This is a genomic window from Lysobacter sp. HA18 (genome assembly GCF_054057595.1).
This window is the reverse complement of record NZ_JBSRZL010000001.1, coordinates 2723760-2741879: the sequence shown is the minus strand read 5'-3', so window position 1 is coordinate 2741879 and position 18120 is coordinate 2723760. Positions and strand designations below refer to the sequence as shown.

Sequence of the window (18120 nt, the reverse complement as noted above, 5' to 3'; positions counted from 1 at the left end):
CACCGCCGCTGGGTCGAAAAATCTACCTACTCCATGACGGCAGCGCACCACGACGCGGACTGACAGGCAGCCGCGTGCACTGCGATGCGGCTCCCGTGCCGTGCGCGTTGCGAGCCGATGCGGTCAGTCCAGCTTGAGTCGGACGAAACCCATGGCGCCGGTCGGATGACGGCCGCCGTACGCGTCGTCGAGCGCTTCCGGAACAAAGTTCAGTGCGACCAGGCCGCCGACGCCGAACGAAAGGTGCTGCGCGATGCGGAAGTCGCGCACGACACCCACCGACACCTTGCCCACGCGATACGCCGGGCCGTGTCCGTGGTCACCTTCGACGAGTTCGCGGTTCTCGGTGACTTCGCCGCGGCTGAAGAGCGTCCAGTTGTTCTGCTTGATCGATGCTTCCGCAGCGAACGCGTCGTCATTGAACGATTCGCCGTGCTGCGTGATCGACTTGCGACCCCAAGCGAGCGTGGTGGCGAGCTTGCGTCCGGATGCGAGTTCGCGTGCATACAAGGCGCTTGCCGACCAGCGCTTCTGGTCGACGCCGGGTTCGAGTTGCTCCGGGTCCTTGAAGTCGCCCCAGCTGGCTTGCAGCGCGAGCGTGTCGGTCGGGTTCCACGATGCGCGGATCGATGTCGAATCGAGCGCGCCGGTTTCGATGTTCCAGCGATGCTCGTCCGGCTCGCGTGTGTTGAAGCGGCTGACTTCGATTTTCGCGCGGTCGAACACGAACCCACCGGTGAGCACGCCCATGCTGATGTGCGTGGAGTCGAGCCAGTGATGCGTGATCGGCGCTTCGGGCGAATCCATGATCGCTTCGCGATGCATGAAGGCGGGTGGGCCGAACGCGGGCTCGCCGGGAAGACCGGCGTACGCGAACACGCTGCGGTTCGCGCCGATGTTGTGCGATACGGACGCCGACAACTCCATGAAGGCATCGTGCGGATGCTGGCGGTCGACTAGCGGGTCGACGCCGTTCGCCGTCTCCCCGCTGGCGAGCAGCAGCGGATAGCCGCGCGCGCCCATCAGCGGATCAGGGCTCAGCATCGCCTTGAGCTGCAACGTGCCGCCGCCCAGCGGCCGCTGCGCCATGCCCATCCACATGCCGGACGCGAACGTCGCATCGTCGCCGCGCGGACCGGATTGGCGATCGGCAACGACGTTGAGCACGCCGTGCGACATCAGCATCCAGTTGCCGTGCATGAGGTGCAGGCCGGCATGACTCGAGGTGTCCGGTTGCCAGGACGTGCCGGAGCTCTCGCGGTTCATCGTGTACGGACCGAGCGCACCCTGCATCGACATCGCCATGTGATGCGTCGCGGGCATCGACATGTCGCCCATGTGCTCGTGCTGCTCGGTCGAGGGTTCGGAAGATGAGGGCGCCTGTTCCGTCTGCGGCGGCGACATGTCCATGCCGGCGTGGGTGTCGTGCTGCGCGGCCGCTGGCGTCGCATAGACGACGAGCGCGGCGGCTGCAGCGATGAGGCGGGTCTTCAAGCGCTATTCCCGGGATGTAGAAGCGAATGCCGCGCCATTCTAGGTCGGCATGTCGTCCGTTGCGGTCGCTTCAACGGGCAGGGGCACGGCGCGACGCGAGTCGCCGGCCGTTGCGACGGTCAAGCCGCCGTCTCCTGCAGCGACATGAACGCGGCGAACCGACGTGACGCGCACGATCTCACCGTGCAGGGTGCCGGGCTCGATTTGCACGACTGCATCGACGACAACGCCGGCCAACAACACGTGCTGCAGCGCGATCAGCTCGTCGGTCGTGACCAGACGAGTGAGGTGCAAGGGTTCGTCCGTCGCCATGCAATCGCGACGCGACCAAGGCGCAAGGCGCATGCGCATCGTCCAGACGTCGCCGTTTAAACGTTCCGCGCAGGCGCCCTCGTCAGCCACGACGCCACTTACGTGCAGAGTCGACGTCCGAATGCGACGCCAAAGTCGGGCGAGCACGACGCACTCTTACTCGGGCATGCCCGCGGCGTCGGGCTGATACAGCACGGCTTTCAGGCGCAGACGCGACAGTCGGCCGCCCGGCATCGGCCAGTCGATCGCATCGCCCACGCTCAGGCCAAGCAACGCGGCACCGACAGGCGCGAATACCGACACGTATTGAGGACATGCGGACGCAACATCCGGATACACGACACGCACCGTGCGCTCGACGCCGGTGCCTTCGTCTTCGACGACGACGCTCGAGTTCATAGTGACGACGTCCGCCGGAATTTCGCTCGGCTGGCGTACGTCGGCGCGAGCGATTTCTTCTTCGAGCCGCCCGGCTTCTTCGGAACCGGCGAACACCGGCGACGCCAGCAGCGCTTCGAGGCGTCGCGCATCGCGAACGGACATGATCAGGCGCGGCGTGTGCATGGCGGCTTCCCCAATCGCTCGACGATCGTCGACGTGACAAGCACAACCGTAGGTCGCGGCTCCGTGCAGGGTCAATCGACGCAGCACGTTCACGACAGCGATCGTTCAGATCGCGACGGCCTTCACATCTTTTGCCGCGGGCGATTGCGAGTCGCGTGTGCAAGTCGGGCGAGGCGCATCCTTTCGCGCTGCATCGAGACAGAGCGCGTAAGTGCGCGATGCATGACGGAACAAATGTGGCACAACCTCGTTCCTGCTTCGCTAAAGCACGTGGCGGCGCGCGCGTGCTCTCAGTGCGCGGCGAATCATTTGCATGATCCTGCGCGTACGTCGTCACGCCCTGCCGCAATGGCGGCACATGTACGCCGCGGCCACCCAAACCGCCCGTCGGAACATGACCAATGACCTAGACCAATCGGTCTAGACAGTCCGGTCTAGTTGGCGCAGGATCGCCGCAGTCCCATCGCGAGCACCTCCGTGCCCCAGCCCCGCCGCAAGCCGCCCAAGCCCACGCCCGCCGAACTCGAACTGCTGCGCGTGCTGTGGTCGCTCGGCCCGGCGACCGTGCGCGACGTGCACCAGGTGCGGCAGCAGGAGCGGCCGGATGCCACCTACGCCACCGTGCTGCGCCTGATGCAGGTGATGCATGGGAAGGGCCTGCTGCTGCGCGACGAAAGCCAGCGTTCGCACGTGTACAGCGCGGTGCAGAAGGCGGACACCCTGCGCACGGGTCTGCTGGGCGACCTGATCCAGCGCGCGTTCGCGGGCTCCGGCAAGGATCTCGTGCTTGCCGCGCTTAAGGGCCACGTGTCGAGCGAAGAGCGTGAGGAAATCCGCCGTTTCCTGAAGGAGTCGGGCGATGAATGACGCATGGGTCGATCTGGTCCCGTTGCTCGGTCGCGTGCTGCTGCACTTTCTCTGGCAGGGCGGGCTGATCGGCGTCGCGGCGGCTGCTGCGCTGTTTGCATTGCGACATGCGCGGCCGCAGGCACGATATCTCGCAGGCTGCGTCGCGATGCTTGCGTGCGTTGTCGCGCCGGTCGCCACGTTCATGCGTCTCGCGCAGACGTCGCGTGCAGTGACGACGGTAGCGGGCGACACGTTTTTCCACGCAACGCCTGTCGCGATCACCGCATCGCCGCAGTCGTCGATCGATGGGGTGCTGCCCTGGCTTGTTGCGATCTGGGCCGGCGGCGCAGTGGTGTTCGGCGTCCGCATGTTGATGGGCGTTGCCTGGGTCGAGCGCCTGCGTCGTGCGGCGCAGGACGACACGCATGGTGCATGGCAGTCACGCATCGACGCGCTCGCCGCACGCATGGGAATTTCCGCCAGCGTCCCACTCCGTTTCGTGGACGGCCTGGCATCGCCGGTGACCGCCGGCTGGTGGAAGCCGGTCGTGTTGTTGCCGACGGCGCTTGCGATGCAGATGCCGGCCGCGCTGGTGGAAGCGCTGATCGCGCACGAACTCGCGCACATTCGGCGCCACGATTACATCGTCAATCTGATGCAGTCGATCGTGGAAGCGCTGCTCTTCTACCACCCGGTGGTCTGGTGGTTGTCGAAGCGTGTTCGAGCCGAACGTGAACTTGTCGCGGACGCCATTGCGGCCGACACCATCGGTGAACCGCGTCGCCTGGCGATCGCGCTAACCGAACTTTCCGAACTCAATGCCGCGGCGCCATTGCCGCGTCCCATGCTCGCCGCCCGAGGAGGTGACCTCATGTCCCGCATCCAGAACCTGCTTCGTCCCGCGACCCCCGCCGCCGGCGGCCGTCTCGCGATCCCCGTCATTGCGCTTGTCGGACTGGGCCTCGCCGTGTATGCGCAGGCCACCGTCGCGCCGCAGCCGGTCAAACCGGTAGCACCGCCGACGCCTGTCGCGGCTGCGTTGCCCGCACCGAAAGTCACGAACGCCGCGATCCCGATGACACCCGTCGCCGCTCAGGCCGCTGCCGACGCCGCCAGCGCTTCGATTGCACGTGATCCGACGCCGAGCCGGCGTCCGGTCGAGCCGGTCGCGCCGATCGCGCCGATCGCGCCTATCGAAACCCGGGCGGTCGAGCGCGCGGTCGAACAGGCTATCGATTCGCAGCGCGACGCTTACGCCGGCATCGCGCAGGCACGCGACTCCATGCATGCCGGATCCATGGATATCGATGACGACGTTCTGATGTTCGATCGCGACGGCAAGCGCTATCGCGTCACCGATCCCGCGTTCGTCGCACGCGTCAATCGCACGTGGACCGATACCCGCGCCATCGCCGACCGCATGAGCGCGCTCGGCAAGCAGATGAGCGCACACGGCGCGAACATGAGCGCGATCGGGCAGTCGATGCACGAAGCGGCGCTCGATCCGCAGCGGACCGCGGCGATGAAGGCCGCGGAGGTCAAATTGAACGCGACTGCACAGGAATACGGGCGGCTTGCCGCGCAGGCCGCGTTGTCGGATCACGATGCCGCGATGGATGCGCAACTCGAGAAGCTCAACGCGGAGATCGGTCGTCAGAGTTCGATCATCGCGGAGCAGGCGCGACTGTCGACGGCGCCGATGGCGAATTTGGAGCGACGCATGAACGAAGCCGCCAAGCCCATGCACGAACTCGAAGGCCAGATGCACGAGCTCGAGAAGCAGGAGCGCGCCGCGTCGAGCGTAGCCCAGCGCGAAACCGATCGACTGATCGAGGAAGCGGTGTCGCGCGGGCTGGCGCAGCCGATCGAGAACCGCTGAGTCGCGTTACGACGCGGCGGCGCCTGCCGTCGTCGCGTCGAGCAAGGCAGCGACGGCGCGTTGCACCGCCTGCACGTTCGCAGGCGCGACGAACTCGCCCGATGCATCGAATGCATCGCCCGCACGACTGACCGACACCATCGTCGGCAACACGCGCGCGTTGAGCCCGAGTTCCAACGACTGCCGCAACGCCATCAGCCCGCGATAACCGCCGAGCCCACCCGGCGACGCCGAGCCCAGCGCGAACACCGGGCCGCCGAACGCAGCCGGGATGCCGCCGTCTTCGCGAACGCGCGAGATCCAGTCGATCGTGTTCTTCGTCAGCGGCGGAATGCCGGCGTTGTACTCGGGGCTGACGATGAACACGCCCGCGCTCTCGCGAAACATCGCATGCAGTCGGCGCGCGGGTTCCGGCACGCCTTGCTCGGCTTCGAGGTCGCCGTCGTACAGCGGTAGCGCGTACTCGCGCAGGTCGACCTCGGTGACGTCGGCGCCTTGCGCGCGCAGCTCGCGCGCGACGAGTTTCGCCAGGCTGCGGTTGAACGAGCCGGTGCGGTTGGACCCGGGGATGACGAGGACGCGCGGACTGGACACGGGGGCGGCTCCGTTCGGAAGCCCGAGAGTGCCACGTCGCCTGTGTGTCGACAGGCCGTTGCGACCCCGCCGGCATAATGCGCACATGTCTGCCGTCGCCCACCGCCGCCTCGCGCTGCTCGCCCTCGTGGCGATGCTGCTGCTTGCGCTGCTGCCGACGGTGGGGCGCCTGGGCGGGCGCGCGGTTGCCTGCGAGGAAGGCGGCGCGACGCAGCATGCGATGTCGCACGATTCCGCCATGGCCGAGGCGATGGCGCATATGACGCCCGAGCAACACCGTGCGCACATGGCGATGATGGCGCGCATGGGCTCGCAACACGGCGCGCCGTCGCCCAGGCCGGCTGCGCACGACGGACACGACTGTCCGTACTGCCCGCTGCTGTCGGGTCTGGCGGGCGGTGACGTGCTGCCGTGGTCGCCCGCTGCGCCCGTCGCGCTCGCGCCGTGGTCGGTGCGTGCGGTAGTGCATCGTCCGGTCGACGCGCCGGTGCCTGCGCTGGGTGCTCAGGGTCCGCCGCACGGCTCTACGGCTTGACGACCGCGCGCGGCATCGCCGCGCATCCGTTCCTCGCATCGCGTGCGCGACATGGCGCGTGCGATACGCCGTTCGAGCGTTCCATGACTCTTCTGCTACCTCCACCGTCGCGCCTTGCGACGGCATTGCTGCTGGCCGCGTGCGCGTTGCCCTCGGTCGCTGCGTCGCCTGATCCAACGGAAGCTGCTGAGCACGCGGCGACCAACCCATCCGGCAAAGCCCGCGCGCCCGTTCCGCAGCTCGGCACCGTGCACGTGCGCGGCCTGCAGCCCACGTCGCTGCCGACGCGCCTTCCAACGACCGTCGAAGGCGTAACCGGCGCACAGGTGACACGCACCATCAATGCGACCGACGCCGAGGACGCGCTGAAGTACCTGCCGAGCCTGCTGGTGCGCAAACGCTACATCGGCGACTACGACCACGCAGTGCTCGCCACGCGTGCATCCGGTACCAACAACAGCGCGCGCTCGCTGGTGTATGCCGACGGCATCCTGCTGTCGAACCTGCTCGGCAACGGCGCGACGTTCACGCCGCGCTGGGGGCTGGTGAACCCGGAAGAGATCGAGCGCGTCGACGTGCTATACGGGCCGTTCTCCGCCGCGTATTCGGGCAACTCCGTGGGCGCGGTTGTCGACTACGTCACGCGCATGCCGAAGCAGTTCGAAGCGCATGCGCGACTCGGCTACAGCGTCGAACACTTCCATGTGTACGGCACCGACGACACGTTCCCGGCGACGTCGCTCGGTGCGTCGTTCGGCGACCGCTGGGGTGCGTTGTCGGCGTGGCTGTCGGTGAACCGCCTCGACAGCCGCGGCCATCCGATCGCGTTCGCGAGCGTCACGCCGCCGACCACGGCCGCGCCTGCGAATCCGACCGGTACCGTCGTAACCGGCGCCTCGCCCGACCTCAACACGAAGAACGCGCCGTACTTCCTCGTCGGCGCCTACGGCCAGACGGATACGCGGCAGGACGAAGCCAAGCTCAAGCTCGCGTATGACATCACGCCCGCGCTGCGCTTGAGCTACGTGTTCGGCGTGTGGACCAACGACGCCGACCGCGACGCGGAAACCTACCTGCGCGACGCCGCCGGCAATCCGGTGTTCGCCGGGCCGGTGGTGATCGACGGGCGGCCGTACACGCTGTCGGCGACGGCGGTCGCGCCGACGCGCAACGAACAGCTGCATCGCATCCACGGCCTCATGCTCAAGCACGATCGCGACCGCGCATTTGGCTACACGCTCTCGGCCAGCCGCTACCAGTACGCACGCGACCTCGCGCGATCGCCGCTGACCGCGGTGCCCGCGTCGGCGACCGGTGGTCGCGGTCGGATCGCCGATGCGGCCGGCACGGGTTGGACGACGCTCGCGGCGGCGGCGATGTGGGCACCGAATACCGCGCATGCCATCGAAGCCGGCCTGCAGGACGACACCTTCAAGCTCGCGACCACCGTCTACGACACCAGCGACTGGCTGCGCGGAACGCCGGGCGCGCGTGTCTCGGGCTTCGGTGGCTCAACCGAGCTGCGCAGCGCTTACGTGCAGGACACCTGGACGATCTCGCCGCGCTGGACCGCGATGCTGGGCGTGCGTCACGAACGTTGGGAGGCGCGCAACGGCTACACGGCGACGGCCAACACCGACACGCCATACGAATCGCGGCATGCATCGAACGTGTCGCCCAAGGCCGCCATGCAGCTTCGTCTGTCCGATGACGCATCGATCAAGGCATCGATCGGCCGTGCAGTGCGCTACCCGACGGTGAGCGAACTGTTCCAGGGCGCCACGGCGACGAATGCGATTGTGATCAACGAACCCGACCTTGCGCCGGAACGCTCGGTGACGTCCGAGCTGTCGTACGTGCGTGCCGTCGAGCATGGCAACCTGCGCGCCACGTACTTCCACGAGCAGACGCGCGACGCGCTGTACTCGCAGACCAACGTCACGGTGGTGCCGAACGTCACCAGCATCCAGAACGTCGGGCTCATCCGCACTAACGGTTTCGAGCTTGCGTCGTCGCTCACCGATGTCGGCATCGACGCGCTGGACCTCGACGGCAGCGTGACCTTCGCGGACTCGATCATCGAAGAGAATGCGAATTTCCCCGCGAGCGAAGGCAAGTGGCAGCCGCGTGTGCCGCGCTGGCGTGCGAACCTCGTGGCCACGTATCACCCGGGCGAGCGCTGGAGCTTCACCGGCGCCGCGCGATACAGCGGCCGCCAGTTCAATACGCTCGACAACAGCGACGTGAACAGCCATACCTACTTCGGGACCAGCCCGTTCCTCGTGGTCGACGCACGCGTGCACTACCGTGCGAACACGCACTGGAGCGGTGCGGTCGGCGTCGACAATATCGGCGATCGCACGTACTGGAATTTCCATCCCTACAACCAGCGCACGTGGTCCCTGGAGGTGCGGTATGACGACTGAGACCCGCGTGCGCGTTGCGTCGCTGCTTGTCGGCGCGATGTTGTTGGCGTCGTGTTCTCGGCACGAATCCAGCGATGCCGCGGCACCAGCGGCGACACCTGCGAGAGCGAAGGCGACAACGCTCGCGATTACGCACGCCGCGTGGGCACTTCCCGTGGACTCCGCGCAGCAGCCGGATCTCGCCACCGCGCCGGACGGATCGCTGCTGTTGTCATGGATCGAACAGGCCGGCGACACGCAGCACCTGCGCTTCGCCCGCTGGCGCGACGGAGCTTGGACGGCGCCGCAACAGATCGCGGCGGGTGAGGGCATCGGCAATACCGCCGACATGCCGCACGTGCGGCAGACCTCGGACGGCGCGCTGTGGGCCACGTGGTTGCGTCGCACCGGTGGCGGCGAGGCGCGCGACGTCGTGCTCACGCGGTCGACAGACGACGGCCGTACGTGGGCCGTGCCGATTGCGGTGAACACCGACGGCACATCTACCGAACATGGCTTCGCCGCACTCTGGCCCGAAGGCCGCGATGCGCTCGGCGTCGCATGGCTCGACGGCCGCGCGAAAGCCGGCGAATCGCACGATATGTCGGGCATGGCGCATGACATGCACGGCGTGCACGCAGGGCGGGGCGCGGCGACCATGCTGCGCACTGCGACGTTCGACGCCTCGCTCGCACGCCACGATGAACGCGCGCTCGACACGTCCACCTGCGACTGCTGCCAGGTCGACGTTGTCGATGCGAATGGTGGGCCGCAACTCGTCTACCGCGCACGTCGCGAAGGCGAGATCCGCGACATCGCCATCCTGCGTCGCGATGCCGGCACATGGACGGCGCCGAAGCCCGTGCACGACGACCACTGGAGCGTCGACGCGTGCCCGATCAACGGCCCCGCGATCACCGCGCGCGGCAATGCGCTCGCCGTCGCCTGGTACACGATGCCGGCGTCCACGCCGATGGTCCGCTTCGCGACGAGCAGCGATGGGGGCGCAACGTTCGGCCCCGCACGCGACCTCGCGACCGGCGCGAACGTGCTCGGCCGAATCGACGCGGCTTCGGACCCGAACGGCACATGGGTGAGCTGGCTGGAAGAGCAGGGCGATGCGCAGCGTTTGCGCGTCGCGCGGATTCCGGCGGACGCGTCCGCGCCGGTCATCAGCGACATCGCGAATGTCGCCGGTCGAGGCCGCGGAACGGGCTGGCCGCGGCTGCTCGCGAGCGGTGATCGCACCTACCTCGTGTGGACTGAAGTGGTCGACGGACATCCGCATCTTCACGGCACGACCCTCGCCGCGCGTTGAGCCGTTTGCGTGACGGCGTCCGCAGTGCACGCCGCCAGTCCGGCGGTCGCGGCCACCCGTCCCCCTTGTTCGAACCGTTCATGTGCGTGGGGGCTCGTCCCGATAGGCTGCGAACCCGGGATGCGGTTACGGTCCCCACGCCGCCGTAAGGGGACGGACGTGAAGCTCGACCTGTACCGACGCGACGATGGTGCGCTGGTCGTGGTGCCTACCCGGTTCGCTCCCGAGCTTCCGGTACTGGCGCCCGGCGGGCTGCGCTATGTGCGCACGGTCGAGCGGGAACTCACGATGCTCGGCGACGTATTGGTGCTCGAGATCGGTCTCAACGGATTTGCCGTCGCGCAGGGCACGGACGAGGCGCTGCTGCGCAGCTGCCCGAGCGCGGATTCGACCGTCGCGTAATCCGGTCCGTGTGACGCGCCGCTAGGCCGCGTCGAACAACTGCTGCAAGACAGCCTCGCCGTAACGATCCAGCTTGCTGGTGCCGATGCCCGGCACGCGCGCGAGTTCGTCGAGATCCGCTGGGTCCGCTTCGGCGATCGCACGCAATGTGGCGTCGTGGAAGATCACGTACGCCGGCACGTTCTGCTCGCGTGCCATCTGCGAACGCCATTCGCGCAGCGACTGGAAGCGCGCGAGCGATGCGGGATCGAGATCGAACGCCTCGGCTTCCGACGGTCGACGCGGGCCGCGCGCGCGCGTGGTCGCCTTCGGCTCGGTGCGGAAGCGCAACGACTCTTCGCCGCGGAGTACCGGCCGGCTCGCTTCGGTCAGCCGCAATGCGCCGAAATGCTCGACGTCGACATCCACAAAACCACCGGCGACGAGCTGGCGGAACACGCTGCGCCACTGGCGATCGTCGAGGTCCGCACCGACGCCGAACACGCTCAGCGTTTCGTGGCGGAACTGGCGCACCTTGTCGGTCTGCGTGCCGCGCAGCACGTCGACCAGATGACCGACGCCAAAGCGCTGCCCGGTGCGGTAGATGCACGACAGCGCCTTGCGTGCGGCTTCGGTGCCATCCCAGCTCTGCGGCGGCGACAGGCAGTTGTCGCAATTGCCGCATTCGCCAGCACGTTCTTCACCGAACCAGCGCAGCAGCGCCTGGCGACGGCAGGCGGTGGATTCGCAGTAACCCAGTAGCGCGTCGAGCTTGCGCAGCTCGAGCTGCTTGCGCTCGCCGCTGGCCTCGCCCTGTTCGATCATCTGACGAAGGCTGACGACGTCGCCAAGGCCATAACTCAGCCACGCTTCCGAGGCATCGCCATCGCGGCCGGCGCGACCCGTCTCCTGGTAATAGCCTTCGACGGATTTGGGCAGGTCGACATGCGCGACGAAGCGCACGTCGGGTTTATCGATGCCCATGCCGAACGCGATGGTCGCGACCATCACGACGCCGTCTTCCTGCAGGAAGCGGCGCTGGTTCGCGGCGCGGATCGAGGCGTCCATGCCGGCGTGGTAGGGAAGGGCCTTCATGCCCGCCTTGCACAGCTGCTCGGCGACGCTTTCCACGCGCTTGCGGCTCATTGCATAGACGATGCCGCTCTGGCCGGGATGCCGCGTCAGAAAATCGAGCAGCTGGCGCGTGCCGCCGCCGTCCTTGGGAACGACGGTGTAGCGGATGTTCGGGCGATCGAACGAGCTGACGAACTGCTTGGCGTCATCCAGCGCGAGACGCTCGACGATCTCGCGGCGGGTCGGTGCGTCGGCGGTCGCGGTGAGCGCGATCCGTGGCACGTCAGGCCAGCGCTCGTGCAGCACGGTGAGCTGGCGGTATTCGGGACGGAAATCGTGGCCCCACTGCGAGACGCAGTGCGCCTCGTCGATCGCGAACAGTGACAGCTTGGCGCGGTCGAGCAGCGACAGGAAGCGGCCGGTAAGCAGGCGCTCGGGCGCGACGTAGAGCAGGTCCAGCTCGCCGGACAGCAGCTCGCGCTCCACGCGCGCCGCCGCTTCGGCATCCAGCGTCGAATTGAGGAAAGCCGCCCGCACGCCGACCTGGCGCAGCGCTTCCACCTGGTCCTGCATCAGCGCGATCAGCGGCGACACCACGATCGCGCAGCCGTCGCGCAGCAGCGCAGGGATCTGGTAGCACAGCGACTTGCCGCCGCCGGTGGGCATCAGCACCAGCGCGTCGCCGCCACCGGTCACGTGGTCGACGATGTGCGCCTGCTCGCCGCGAAAGGCCGTGTGGCCGAAGATGCGGTGGAGAAGGTCGAGTGCGGTGTCGCTCATGCGGTCGGAAGGCTCGGTCGTGTCGCAACGATGAAAGACGCGACATCAAGCCGCCTACCGGGCCGCGACGCGATCCGGTGTGGGAATTATCCCGCTTCCCGGCCCCATGCAGGCTGAAACGACGAAGGCCGGCACAGGGCCGGCCTCCGGGGTCCGCGACGCGGCGATTACTGCAGCAGCGAGCGCAGCATCCAGGCGTACTTTTCGTGCGTCTGCAGGCGCTGGGTCATGAGGTCGACGGTCGGGTCGTCGCTGGCCTCGTCGGCGCGGGCCAGCACGGTACGCGCCGTGCGGCAGACCGCCTCGTTGCCGGTGACCAGCTGGCGCACCATCTCGCGCCAGTCGACCGTCTCGGTCAGGCCCGCCTCCTCGGGCAGGGAGCTCAGACGGATGAACTCCGCGTACGAGCCCGGCGCATTGAAGCCCAGCGCGCGGATGCGCTCGGCGATGTCGTCCAGCGCGCCCCACTGCTCGGTGTACTGCGTCTCGAACATCACGTGCAGGGCGTTGAACATCTGCCCGGTGACGTTCCAATGGAAGTTGTGGGTCTTGAGATAAAGCGTGAACGCATCGGACAGGAAGCGCGACAGGCCTTCCGCGACCGCCTTGCGATCCTCCTCGGTGATCCCGATATTCACCGCCGGCATGCTGCCCGCGATCTGAGCGTTGCCGTTGGACTGGCCCTGGTCGGTTCCCTTCTGCATCTGCATTCTCCCGAAGTCTTGCCGTGACACCGGCGACAATAGGCTCGCCGCCAGCGGTTGTGAAATCGAACTTTCGACTTGAACCGATCCATGCCCTCTATCGATCCGACACGCGACCTTCAGGCCGCGCGACGCCGCGTGGACGACGCGATGTCGCGCGATCGCGGCCGCCTGCTCGGGCTGTGGACGCGTTGGAATCAGGGCCCGGACGATGCGGCCCGACGCGAGGCGTTCGAACGGGCGCTTGCCGCTTCCGTCGCCCAGCGCGAGGCCCGCGCTCGAAACCTGCCGACGGCGACGGTCGACGAGACGCTGCCGATCGCCACGGAAGCCGAGCGCATTGTCGACCTGATCCGTGAACACCCGGTCGTGGTGATCGCGGGTGAGACCGGTTCCGGCAAGACCACGCAGATCCCGAAGCTCTGCATTGCGGCCGGTCGTGGCGCGGCCGGCATCATCGGTTGCACGCAGCCGCGCCGGATCGCTGCGCGTGCGGTCGCGCGGCGCGTTGCCGAAGAGCTCAAGGTGCCGATGGGTGGCGCCGTCGGTTACCAGGTGCGCTTCACCGACAACGTCGGCGAGGACACCGTGGTCAAGTTCATGACCGACGGCATCCTGCTGGCTGAGATCCAGTCCGACCGCTGGCTGTCGAAGTACGACACGCTACTGATCGACGAAGCGCACGAGCGCTCGCTCAACATCGATTTCCTGCTCGGCTACCTCAAGCAGCTGCTGCAGCGACGCAAGGACCTCAAGGTCATCATCACCTCGGCAACGATCGATACGGCGCGTTTCGCCGCGCACTTCGAGAATGCGCCGGTCGTCAGCGTGGAAGGGCGTGGCTATCCGGTGTCGGTGCGCTACCGGCCGCTGGACGGCGAGTCGGATGCGACGTCCATATCGACGGCGCGTCGCGCGCCCTTGGCCGATGAAGCGCAACGCGACGGCGCACGCACGGTGAACGAAGCGATCGTCGCCGCCTGCGACGAAATCAGTCGCGAGGATCCACGCGGAGACGTACTGATCTTCCTGCCCGGCGAACGGGAAATCCGCGACGCGCACCAGGCATTGGAGCGTCGCAAATACCGGCACACCGAAGTGCTGCCGCTGTATGCGCGGCTTTCGACGCGCGACCAGGACCGCGTGTTCAATCCCGGCCCGCAGCGGCGCATCGTGCTGGCGACCAACGTCGCCGAGACATCGCTGACGGTGCCGCGCATCCGCTACGTCGTCGACCCGGGCCTGGCGCGCGTGAAGCGCTACAGCCCACGCGCGAAGCTCGATCGCCTGCACATCGAACCGGTCAGTCAGGCGAGCGCGAACCAGCGCATGGGCCGCTGCGGGCGCGTGTCGGAAGGCACGTGTTATCGGCTGTATTCGGAGCCCGATTTCCAGTCGCGCGCCGAATTCACCGACCCGGAGATCCGTCGCGCCGCGCTGGCCGGCGTGATCCTGCGCATGCTCGCGCTGGGGCTCGGGCGTATCGAGGATTTCCCGTTCCTGGAACCGCCCGATCCGCGTGCGATTGCCGATGGCTGGCAGCAACTCGCCGAGCTCGGCGCGGTCGATACCGATCGCAAGCTCACCGCGATCGGTCGTCTGATGGCGCGCTTGCCGGTCGACGTGAAGCTCTCGCGCATGCTCGTCGCTGCGAATACGCACGGCGTGCTGCGCGAGATGCTGGTCATCACGGCATTCCTCGGCATCCAGGATCCGCGCGAGCGTCCATCCGACCAGCGCGCTGCTGCCGACAATGCGCATGCGCAGTTCGCCGATGCGCGATCGGAGTTCGTCGGGATCCTCAAGCTTTGGGAAGCCTACGAACAGCAGCACGCCGACCTCACCCAGTCGAAGTTGCGCGCGTGGTGCGAGAAGAACTTTCTCGGCTTCCTGCGCATGCGCGAGTGGCGTGAGCTGCATCGCCAGCTGAAGTTGATGGCGGAAGAGCTGGGTTGGTCGAGCGGGCTGGCGGATGCGCCGATTGCATCGGTTCGCGTGATGTCGCGCGATGCGAAGAAGCCGGCGAACGATCCGAAGTCGAAGACACGCAGTCATGCCGGGCTGCCGGTAGCTGCGAGAAGCGCTCCGGTTACTGCACTAACGGTCGAGGCGGATGCGACAGCAACGGCTGCCGATGACGCATCGCCGAACGACACCGCCAAAGCCGCGACGCAACACTTCGCGAAGCTCCACCGCGCGATCCTCGCCGGCCTGCCGACACAGATCGGCCAGCGAACCGATCGCGGTTACGACGGCCCGCGCGGTCGCAAGTTCCAGCTGTTTCCCGGCTCCACGCTCGCCCGCAAGCCGCCGCCGTGGGTGCTGTCGGCGACGCTGCTCGACACCGAGCGCGTCTGGGGCCTGACGAACGCCGGCGTCGAACCGCAGTGGGCGATCGACGAACTGCCGCACTTGCTGTCGCGCCGACAGTCCGATCCGCGCTGGTCGCGCGCGCAGGGCCGCGTCATCGGCAGCGAGCAGATCTCGCTGTTCGGCCTCGTGCTCGCGCCGAAGCGACCGATCCACTACGGCGCGATGTTTCCTGAGGAAAGCCGCGTCATCTTCGCGCGCGACGCGCTGGTGACCGGCGAGATCAACACGCGCTCGATCTTCCTCAAGAAGAACCTCGCGACGTACGAGAAGGCGAAGGACGAGGAAGCCAAGCAGCGCCGCGCCGGGCTCGTCGTCGACGAAGACTGGATGGCGCAGTGGTACCTGCACCGCATGCCGCCGCACGTGCATAACGCGCAGGCGCTGGATGCGTGGTACGCGAAGCTGCCGCCGAACGAGAAGGCCGCGCTCGAATGGTCGCTCGATGACCTGATGATCGGCGAGGCGAGCACCGCGTCGCGCTTCCCGCCGTTCCTGCGCATGGGCGACGTGCAGCTCGCGGTGAAATACCGCTTCGAGCCCGGCGCGCCCGACGACGGCATGACCATCGCCGTGCCGCTGCACCTGCTCAATGCACTGGACGCGCCGCAGTTGTCGTGGCTCGCGCCGGGCTTCGTGGGTGACAAGGCGGCCGCGCTCATTCGATCGCTGCCGAAGGCGCTGCGTCGCAACTACGTACCGGCGCCGGATTTCGCACGCGCATTCGCGGACGGCCATGGCGCGTGGAATGCAGGTCGTCCATCCGAACCGGATGCGTTCACCGGCACGCTAGCGCGCTTCCTGTCCAAGCTCACCGGCGCACAGGTCGCGGCGATGGACTTCGACGAGTCGACGATCGAGCCGCACCTGCGCGTCAACCTGCGTCTGCTCGATGGCGATGGCCGCCACGTGCTCGCCGAGTCACGCGATCTCGACGACCTGCGAAATCGTTTTGGCGCGATGGCTGCCGACGCGTTCGCAGAGAAGGCGTCCAGCGGCCTCGCGCAGGAAGGCCTGACGACGTTCCCCTCGACGCACATTCCCGAGAGCGTTCGCGGTGCGGGCGGCGTGCCGGCGTTTCCCGCGCTGCAGGACGACGGCGATAGCGCGTCGCTGCAGGTGTTCGCGCAGCGCGGCGAAGCCGAGCGCTCGCATCCCGCGGGTGTGCGGCGATTGCTGCGTCTCGCGATGACCGACCGCATGCGCCAGGCGCGCAAGCAGCTACCCGTATCGCCGAAGACCGCGCTGCTTTACGCGGCGATCGAGTCGGCCGCGCCGCGTTCGGGCGAGGCGGCATCGCTCAAGGAAGGCGACCGCCTGCGGCTCGATCTCGTCGACGGGGCATTCGATGCGCTGACGTCGGATGGCGTCGGCGCGATCCGCGATGTCGACGCGTTCGACGCACGCCGTGAGCAGGTCGCAAAAGGACTGTTTCCGGAGGCGACCGAACGCCTGCGCCAAGCCGAAGCGATCCTCGCCGCCGTCGCCGACGCGCGCGCAAAGTTCGAATCACCGCTGATGGGCTGGGCAAGCGGCAACCTCGACGACATGCGTGCGCACCTCGCGTCGCTCACGCCGCCCGGCTTCCTGCGCGACACGCCCGCCGCGCTACTGCGCGACTACCCGCGCTACCTCAAGGCGCTCGCGCTGCGCGCCGAACGCGCGTTGCGTGACCCGGCGCGCGACCAAGCCCGCATGCTCGAGCTGCGCCCGTTCGTGCAGGCGCTGGACACGGCGGACCTCGACGAACCCGCATGGCAGGGCTTCCGTCAGGACCTGGAGGAATTGCGCGTCTCATTGTTCGCGCAGGAGCTGGGCGCACGCGGTGGCGTGTCGCCTAAGAAACTCGCCCAGCGGCTTGCGCAGCTGGGCGGTTAGCGAACGCGCTTAACGCTCGCGACGACAGGTTGGCCTTCAACGTACATGTACCAGCCGCTGAGGATTCCGGGCTTGATCGTCACGCGCGGCGAATCGACTGCACGGCTATCGAAGCTGCCTTGCGTGACCTGCCAGCGCGAACCGTCGTCCAGCGTGAACACTGTGCCGGTGGTCCAGCCCGTGAAGCGCCCCGCGAGTTTCGCCTCGATCGTCGGACGGCTGTCGCCGAACCCACCGAACCCGCTCGACTGATCGCGCGGACGCGCGGGTGCAGTGTCCGACGCGAGGATGGCATTGAGCGCAGCAAGCTGCGTCGCGGAGAGCTGATCCAAGCCGGTCGCATGGAACTGCTCGGATGTCAGTCGCCGTTCGATAGGCACGTAAGCGGGGCCGGACGCAGCGGCGGGCAGCGCGATTGCAGCTGCCGTCGCCACGGCGAAGCCAAATAGGAAGCGCCGGATCGAAGTGCTCATTTGACGCGAACGACTTTCGCGTGGGTCGCGTAACCCTGCACCGTCATGTACCACGCGTTGCCGACGACGCTGGGCGTAATCGTGACGTTGGGATGCGCGAGGCGCACGCCGGCCAGGCTCGCTTCGTCCGTCTGACGCCACTCCTGCCCGTTGTCGAGTGTGTACGTGCGGCCGATCGCGAAGCCGCGGAAGTCGCCAGTCACCGCGGACTTGATCGGATCGGTCGAACCGAAGTTGAAGAAGCCGCGGTTGTCGTCCTCGACCTTCTTCTTCGCGGCGACGGCGGCCTTCTGCGTTTCGCTCTCGATGGTGCGACCGAGCCAAGTGTTGAGGTGCGCGAGTTCGTCGGCGCTGAGCTTGTCGAGGCCCGTGGCCTTGAACTCTTCGGGCGACATCTGCTGCTGGATCGGCGGCGCCGCGTGGGCGGCGCCGAGCCCGCAGGCGAGGGCGACGGCGAAGACGAGGGCACGCGTGCGGGACTGCGACATGAACTGTTCCTCCGGGCGGATG

15 protein-coding genes are annotated in these 18120 nt (G+C 67.5%); 7 read left to right on the top strand and 8 right to left on the bottom strand.

All coding sequences use genetic code 11. From position 1 onward, the window contains the following. Positions 1 to 123 precede the first annotated feature (123 nt). The 3 genes from ACVWWW_RS13410 to rnk all read right to left on the bottom strand — a co-directional run bounded on the left by ACVWWW_RS13410 (position 124) and on the right by rnk (position 2370). Positions 124 to 1494, bottom strand: coding sequence for a hypothetical protein (locus ACVWWW_RS13410; RefSeq protein WP_027081960.1), 1371 nt, complete (start codon positions 1492 to 1494; stop codon positions 124 to 126). Between the two features lie 39 nt (positions 1495 to 1533). Next, complete coding sequence (locus tag ACVWWW_RS13405; RefSeq protein ID WP_155914115.1) at positions 1534 to 1806, bottom strand: hypothetical protein; 273 nt, start codon at positions 1804 to 1806, stop codon at positions 1534 to 1536. A gap of 156 nt (positions 1807 to 1962) precedes the next feature. Beyond that, positions 1963 to 2370: a nucleoside diphosphate kinase regulator gene (gene rnk, locus ACVWWW_RS13400; RefSeq protein ID WP_027081962.1), complete on the bottom strand. Its 408-nt coding sequence runs from the start codon at positions 2368 to 2370 to the stop codon at positions 1963 to 1965. A gap of 477 nt (positions 2371 to 2847) precedes the next feature. Between rnk and ACVWWW_RS13395 the strand changes: the two genes are divergently transcribed. Together ACVWWW_RS13395 and ACVWWW_RS13390 are read left to right on the top strand one after the other, a co-directional pair. Next, positions 2848 to 3237: a BlaI/MecI/CopY family transcriptional regulator gene (locus tag ACVWWW_RS13395; protein ID WP_027081963.1), complete on the top strand. Its 390-nt coding sequence runs from the start codon at positions 2848 to 2850 to the stop codon at positions 3235 to 3237. Next, a complete protein-coding gene (locus tag ACVWWW_RS13390; protein WP_051234715.1) occupies positions 3230 to 5098 on the top strand; it encodes a M56 family metallopeptidase in 1869 nt (622 codons plus the stop codon). Before ACVWWW_RS13395 ends, ACVWWW_RS13390 begins: the two co-directional genes overlap by 8 nt. 6 nt (positions 5099 to 5104) lie before the next feature. On the opposite strand, the gene ACVWWW_RS13385 is transcribed toward ACVWWW_RS13390, so the two are convergent. Further along, entirely contained in the window at positions 5105 to 5692 is a 588-nt protein-coding gene (locus ACVWWW_RS13385) for an NAD(P)H-dependent oxidoreductase (protein ID WP_027081964.1), read from the bottom strand. A gap of 85 nt (positions 5693 to 5777) precedes the next feature. Here ACVWWW_RS13385 and ACVWWW_RS13380 point away from each other — a divergent pair, with 85 nt between their 5' ends. The 4 genes from ACVWWW_RS13380 (at position 5778) to ACVWWW_RS13365 (ending at position 10352) form a co-directional block, all read left to right on the top strand. Beyond that, a complete protein-coding gene (locus ACVWWW_RS13380) occupies positions 5778 to 6227 on the top strand; it encodes a DUF2946 family protein (protein WP_027081965.1) in 450 nt (149 codons plus the stop codon). Then, positions 6224 to 8653, top strand: coding sequence for a TonB-dependent receptor (locus ACVWWW_RS13375; protein ID WP_196804312.1), 2430 nt, complete (start codon positions 6224 to 6226; stop codon positions 8651 to 8653). The genes ACVWWW_RS13380 and ACVWWW_RS13375 overlap by 4 nt, the downstream gene beginning before the upstream one ends. After that, positions 8643 to 9950: a sialidase family protein gene (locus tag ACVWWW_RS13370; RefSeq protein ID WP_155914120.1), complete on the top strand. Its 1308-nt coding sequence runs from the start codon at positions 8643 to 8645 to the stop codon at positions 9948 to 9950. Before ACVWWW_RS13375 ends, ACVWWW_RS13370 begins: the two co-directional genes overlap by 11 nt. A 159-nt stretch (positions 9951 to 10109) precedes the next feature. Beyond that, positions 10110 to 10352 carry a hypothetical protein gene (locus tag ACVWWW_RS13365; RefSeq protein ID WP_027081967.1) on the top strand — a complete coding sequence of 81 codons (243 nt, stop codon included), beginning with the start codon at positions 10110 to 10112 and terminating at the stop codon, positions 10350 to 10352. 21 nt (positions 10353 to 10373) lie between these two features. Here the strand turns inward: ACVWWW_RS13365 and recQ are convergent, their stop codons facing one another. Further along, the gene (recQ, locus tag ACVWWW_RS13360; protein WP_027081968.1) at positions 10374 to 12185 is read right to left on the bottom strand and encodes a DNA helicase RecQ; all 1812 of its coding nucleotides are present in this window, start codon (positions 12183 to 12185) and stop codon (positions 10374 to 10376) included. 167 nt (positions 12186 to 12352) lie between these two features. Beyond that, positions 12353 to 12889, bottom strand: coding sequence for a Dps family protein (locus ACVWWW_RS13355; protein WP_456998713.1), 537 nt, complete (start codon positions 12887 to 12889; stop codon positions 12353 to 12355). Between the two features lie 90 nt (positions 12890 to 12979). Between ACVWWW_RS13355 and hrpA the strand changes: the two genes are divergently transcribed. Then, positions 12980 to 17137 (top strand): ATP-dependent RNA helicase HrpA, encoded by a 4158-nt coding sequence (hrpA, locus tag ACVWWW_RS13350; protein ID WP_027081970.1) that lies wholly within the window; start codon positions 12980 to 12982, stop codon positions 17135 to 17137. On the opposite strand, the gene ACVWWW_RS13345 is transcribed toward hrpA, so the two are convergent. Together ACVWWW_RS13345 and ACVWWW_RS13340 are read right to left on the bottom strand one after the other, a co-directional pair. Further along, complete coding sequence (locus tag ACVWWW_RS13345; protein WP_027081971.1) at positions 17134 to 17610, bottom strand: hypothetical protein; 477 nt, start codon at positions 17608 to 17610, stop codon at positions 17134 to 17136. The genes hrpA and ACVWWW_RS13345 overlap by 4 nt on opposite strands. Then, entirely contained in the window at positions 17607 to 18098 is a 492-nt protein-coding gene (locus ACVWWW_RS13340; RefSeq protein ID WP_027081972.1) for a hypothetical protein, read from the bottom strand. The genes ACVWWW_RS13345 and ACVWWW_RS13340 overlap by 4 nt, the downstream gene beginning before the upstream one ends. Positions 18099 to 18120: the final 22 nt, after the last annotated feature.

Coding starts and splice junctions, on each gene's coding strand:
- ACVWWW_RS13380 (WP_027081965.1), top strand. CDS start 5,778: ATGTCTGCCGTCGCCCACCGCCGCCTCGCGCTGCTCGCCCTCGTGGCG.
- recQ (WP_027081968.1), bottom strand. CDS start 12,185: ATGAGCGACACCGCACTCGACCTTCTCCACCGCATCTTCGGCCACACG.
- ACVWWW_RS13355 (WP_456998713.1), bottom strand. CDS start 12,889: ATGCAGAAGGGAACCGACCAGGGCCAGTCCAACGGCAACGCTCAGATC.
- ACVWWW_RS13405 (WP_155914115.1), bottom strand. CDS start 1,806: ATGGCGACGGACGAACCCTTGCACCTCACTCGTCTGGTCACGACCGAC.
- ACVWWW_RS13340 (WP_027081972.1), bottom strand. CDS start 18,098: ATGTCGCAGTCCCGCACGCGTGCCCTCGTCTTCGCCGTCGCCCTCGCC.
- hrpA (WP_027081970.1), top strand. CDS start 12,980: ATGCCCTCTATCGATCCGACACGCGACCTTCAGGCCGCGCGACGCCGC.
- ACVWWW_RS13390 (WP_051234715.1), top strand. CDS start 3,230: ATGAATGACGCATGGGTCGATCTGGTCCCGTTGCTCGGTCGCGTGCTG.
- rnk (WP_027081962.1), bottom strand. CDS start 2,370: ATGCACACGCCGCGCCTGATCATGTCCGTTCGCGATGCGCGACGCCTC.
- ACVWWW_RS13345 (WP_027081971.1), bottom strand. CDS start 17,610: ATGAGCACTTCGATCCGGCGCTTCCTATTTGGCTTCGCCGTGGCGACG.
- ACVWWW_RS13370 (WP_155914120.1), top strand. CDS start 8,643: ATGACGACTGAGACCCGCGTGCGCGTTGCGTCGCTGCTTGTCGGCGCG.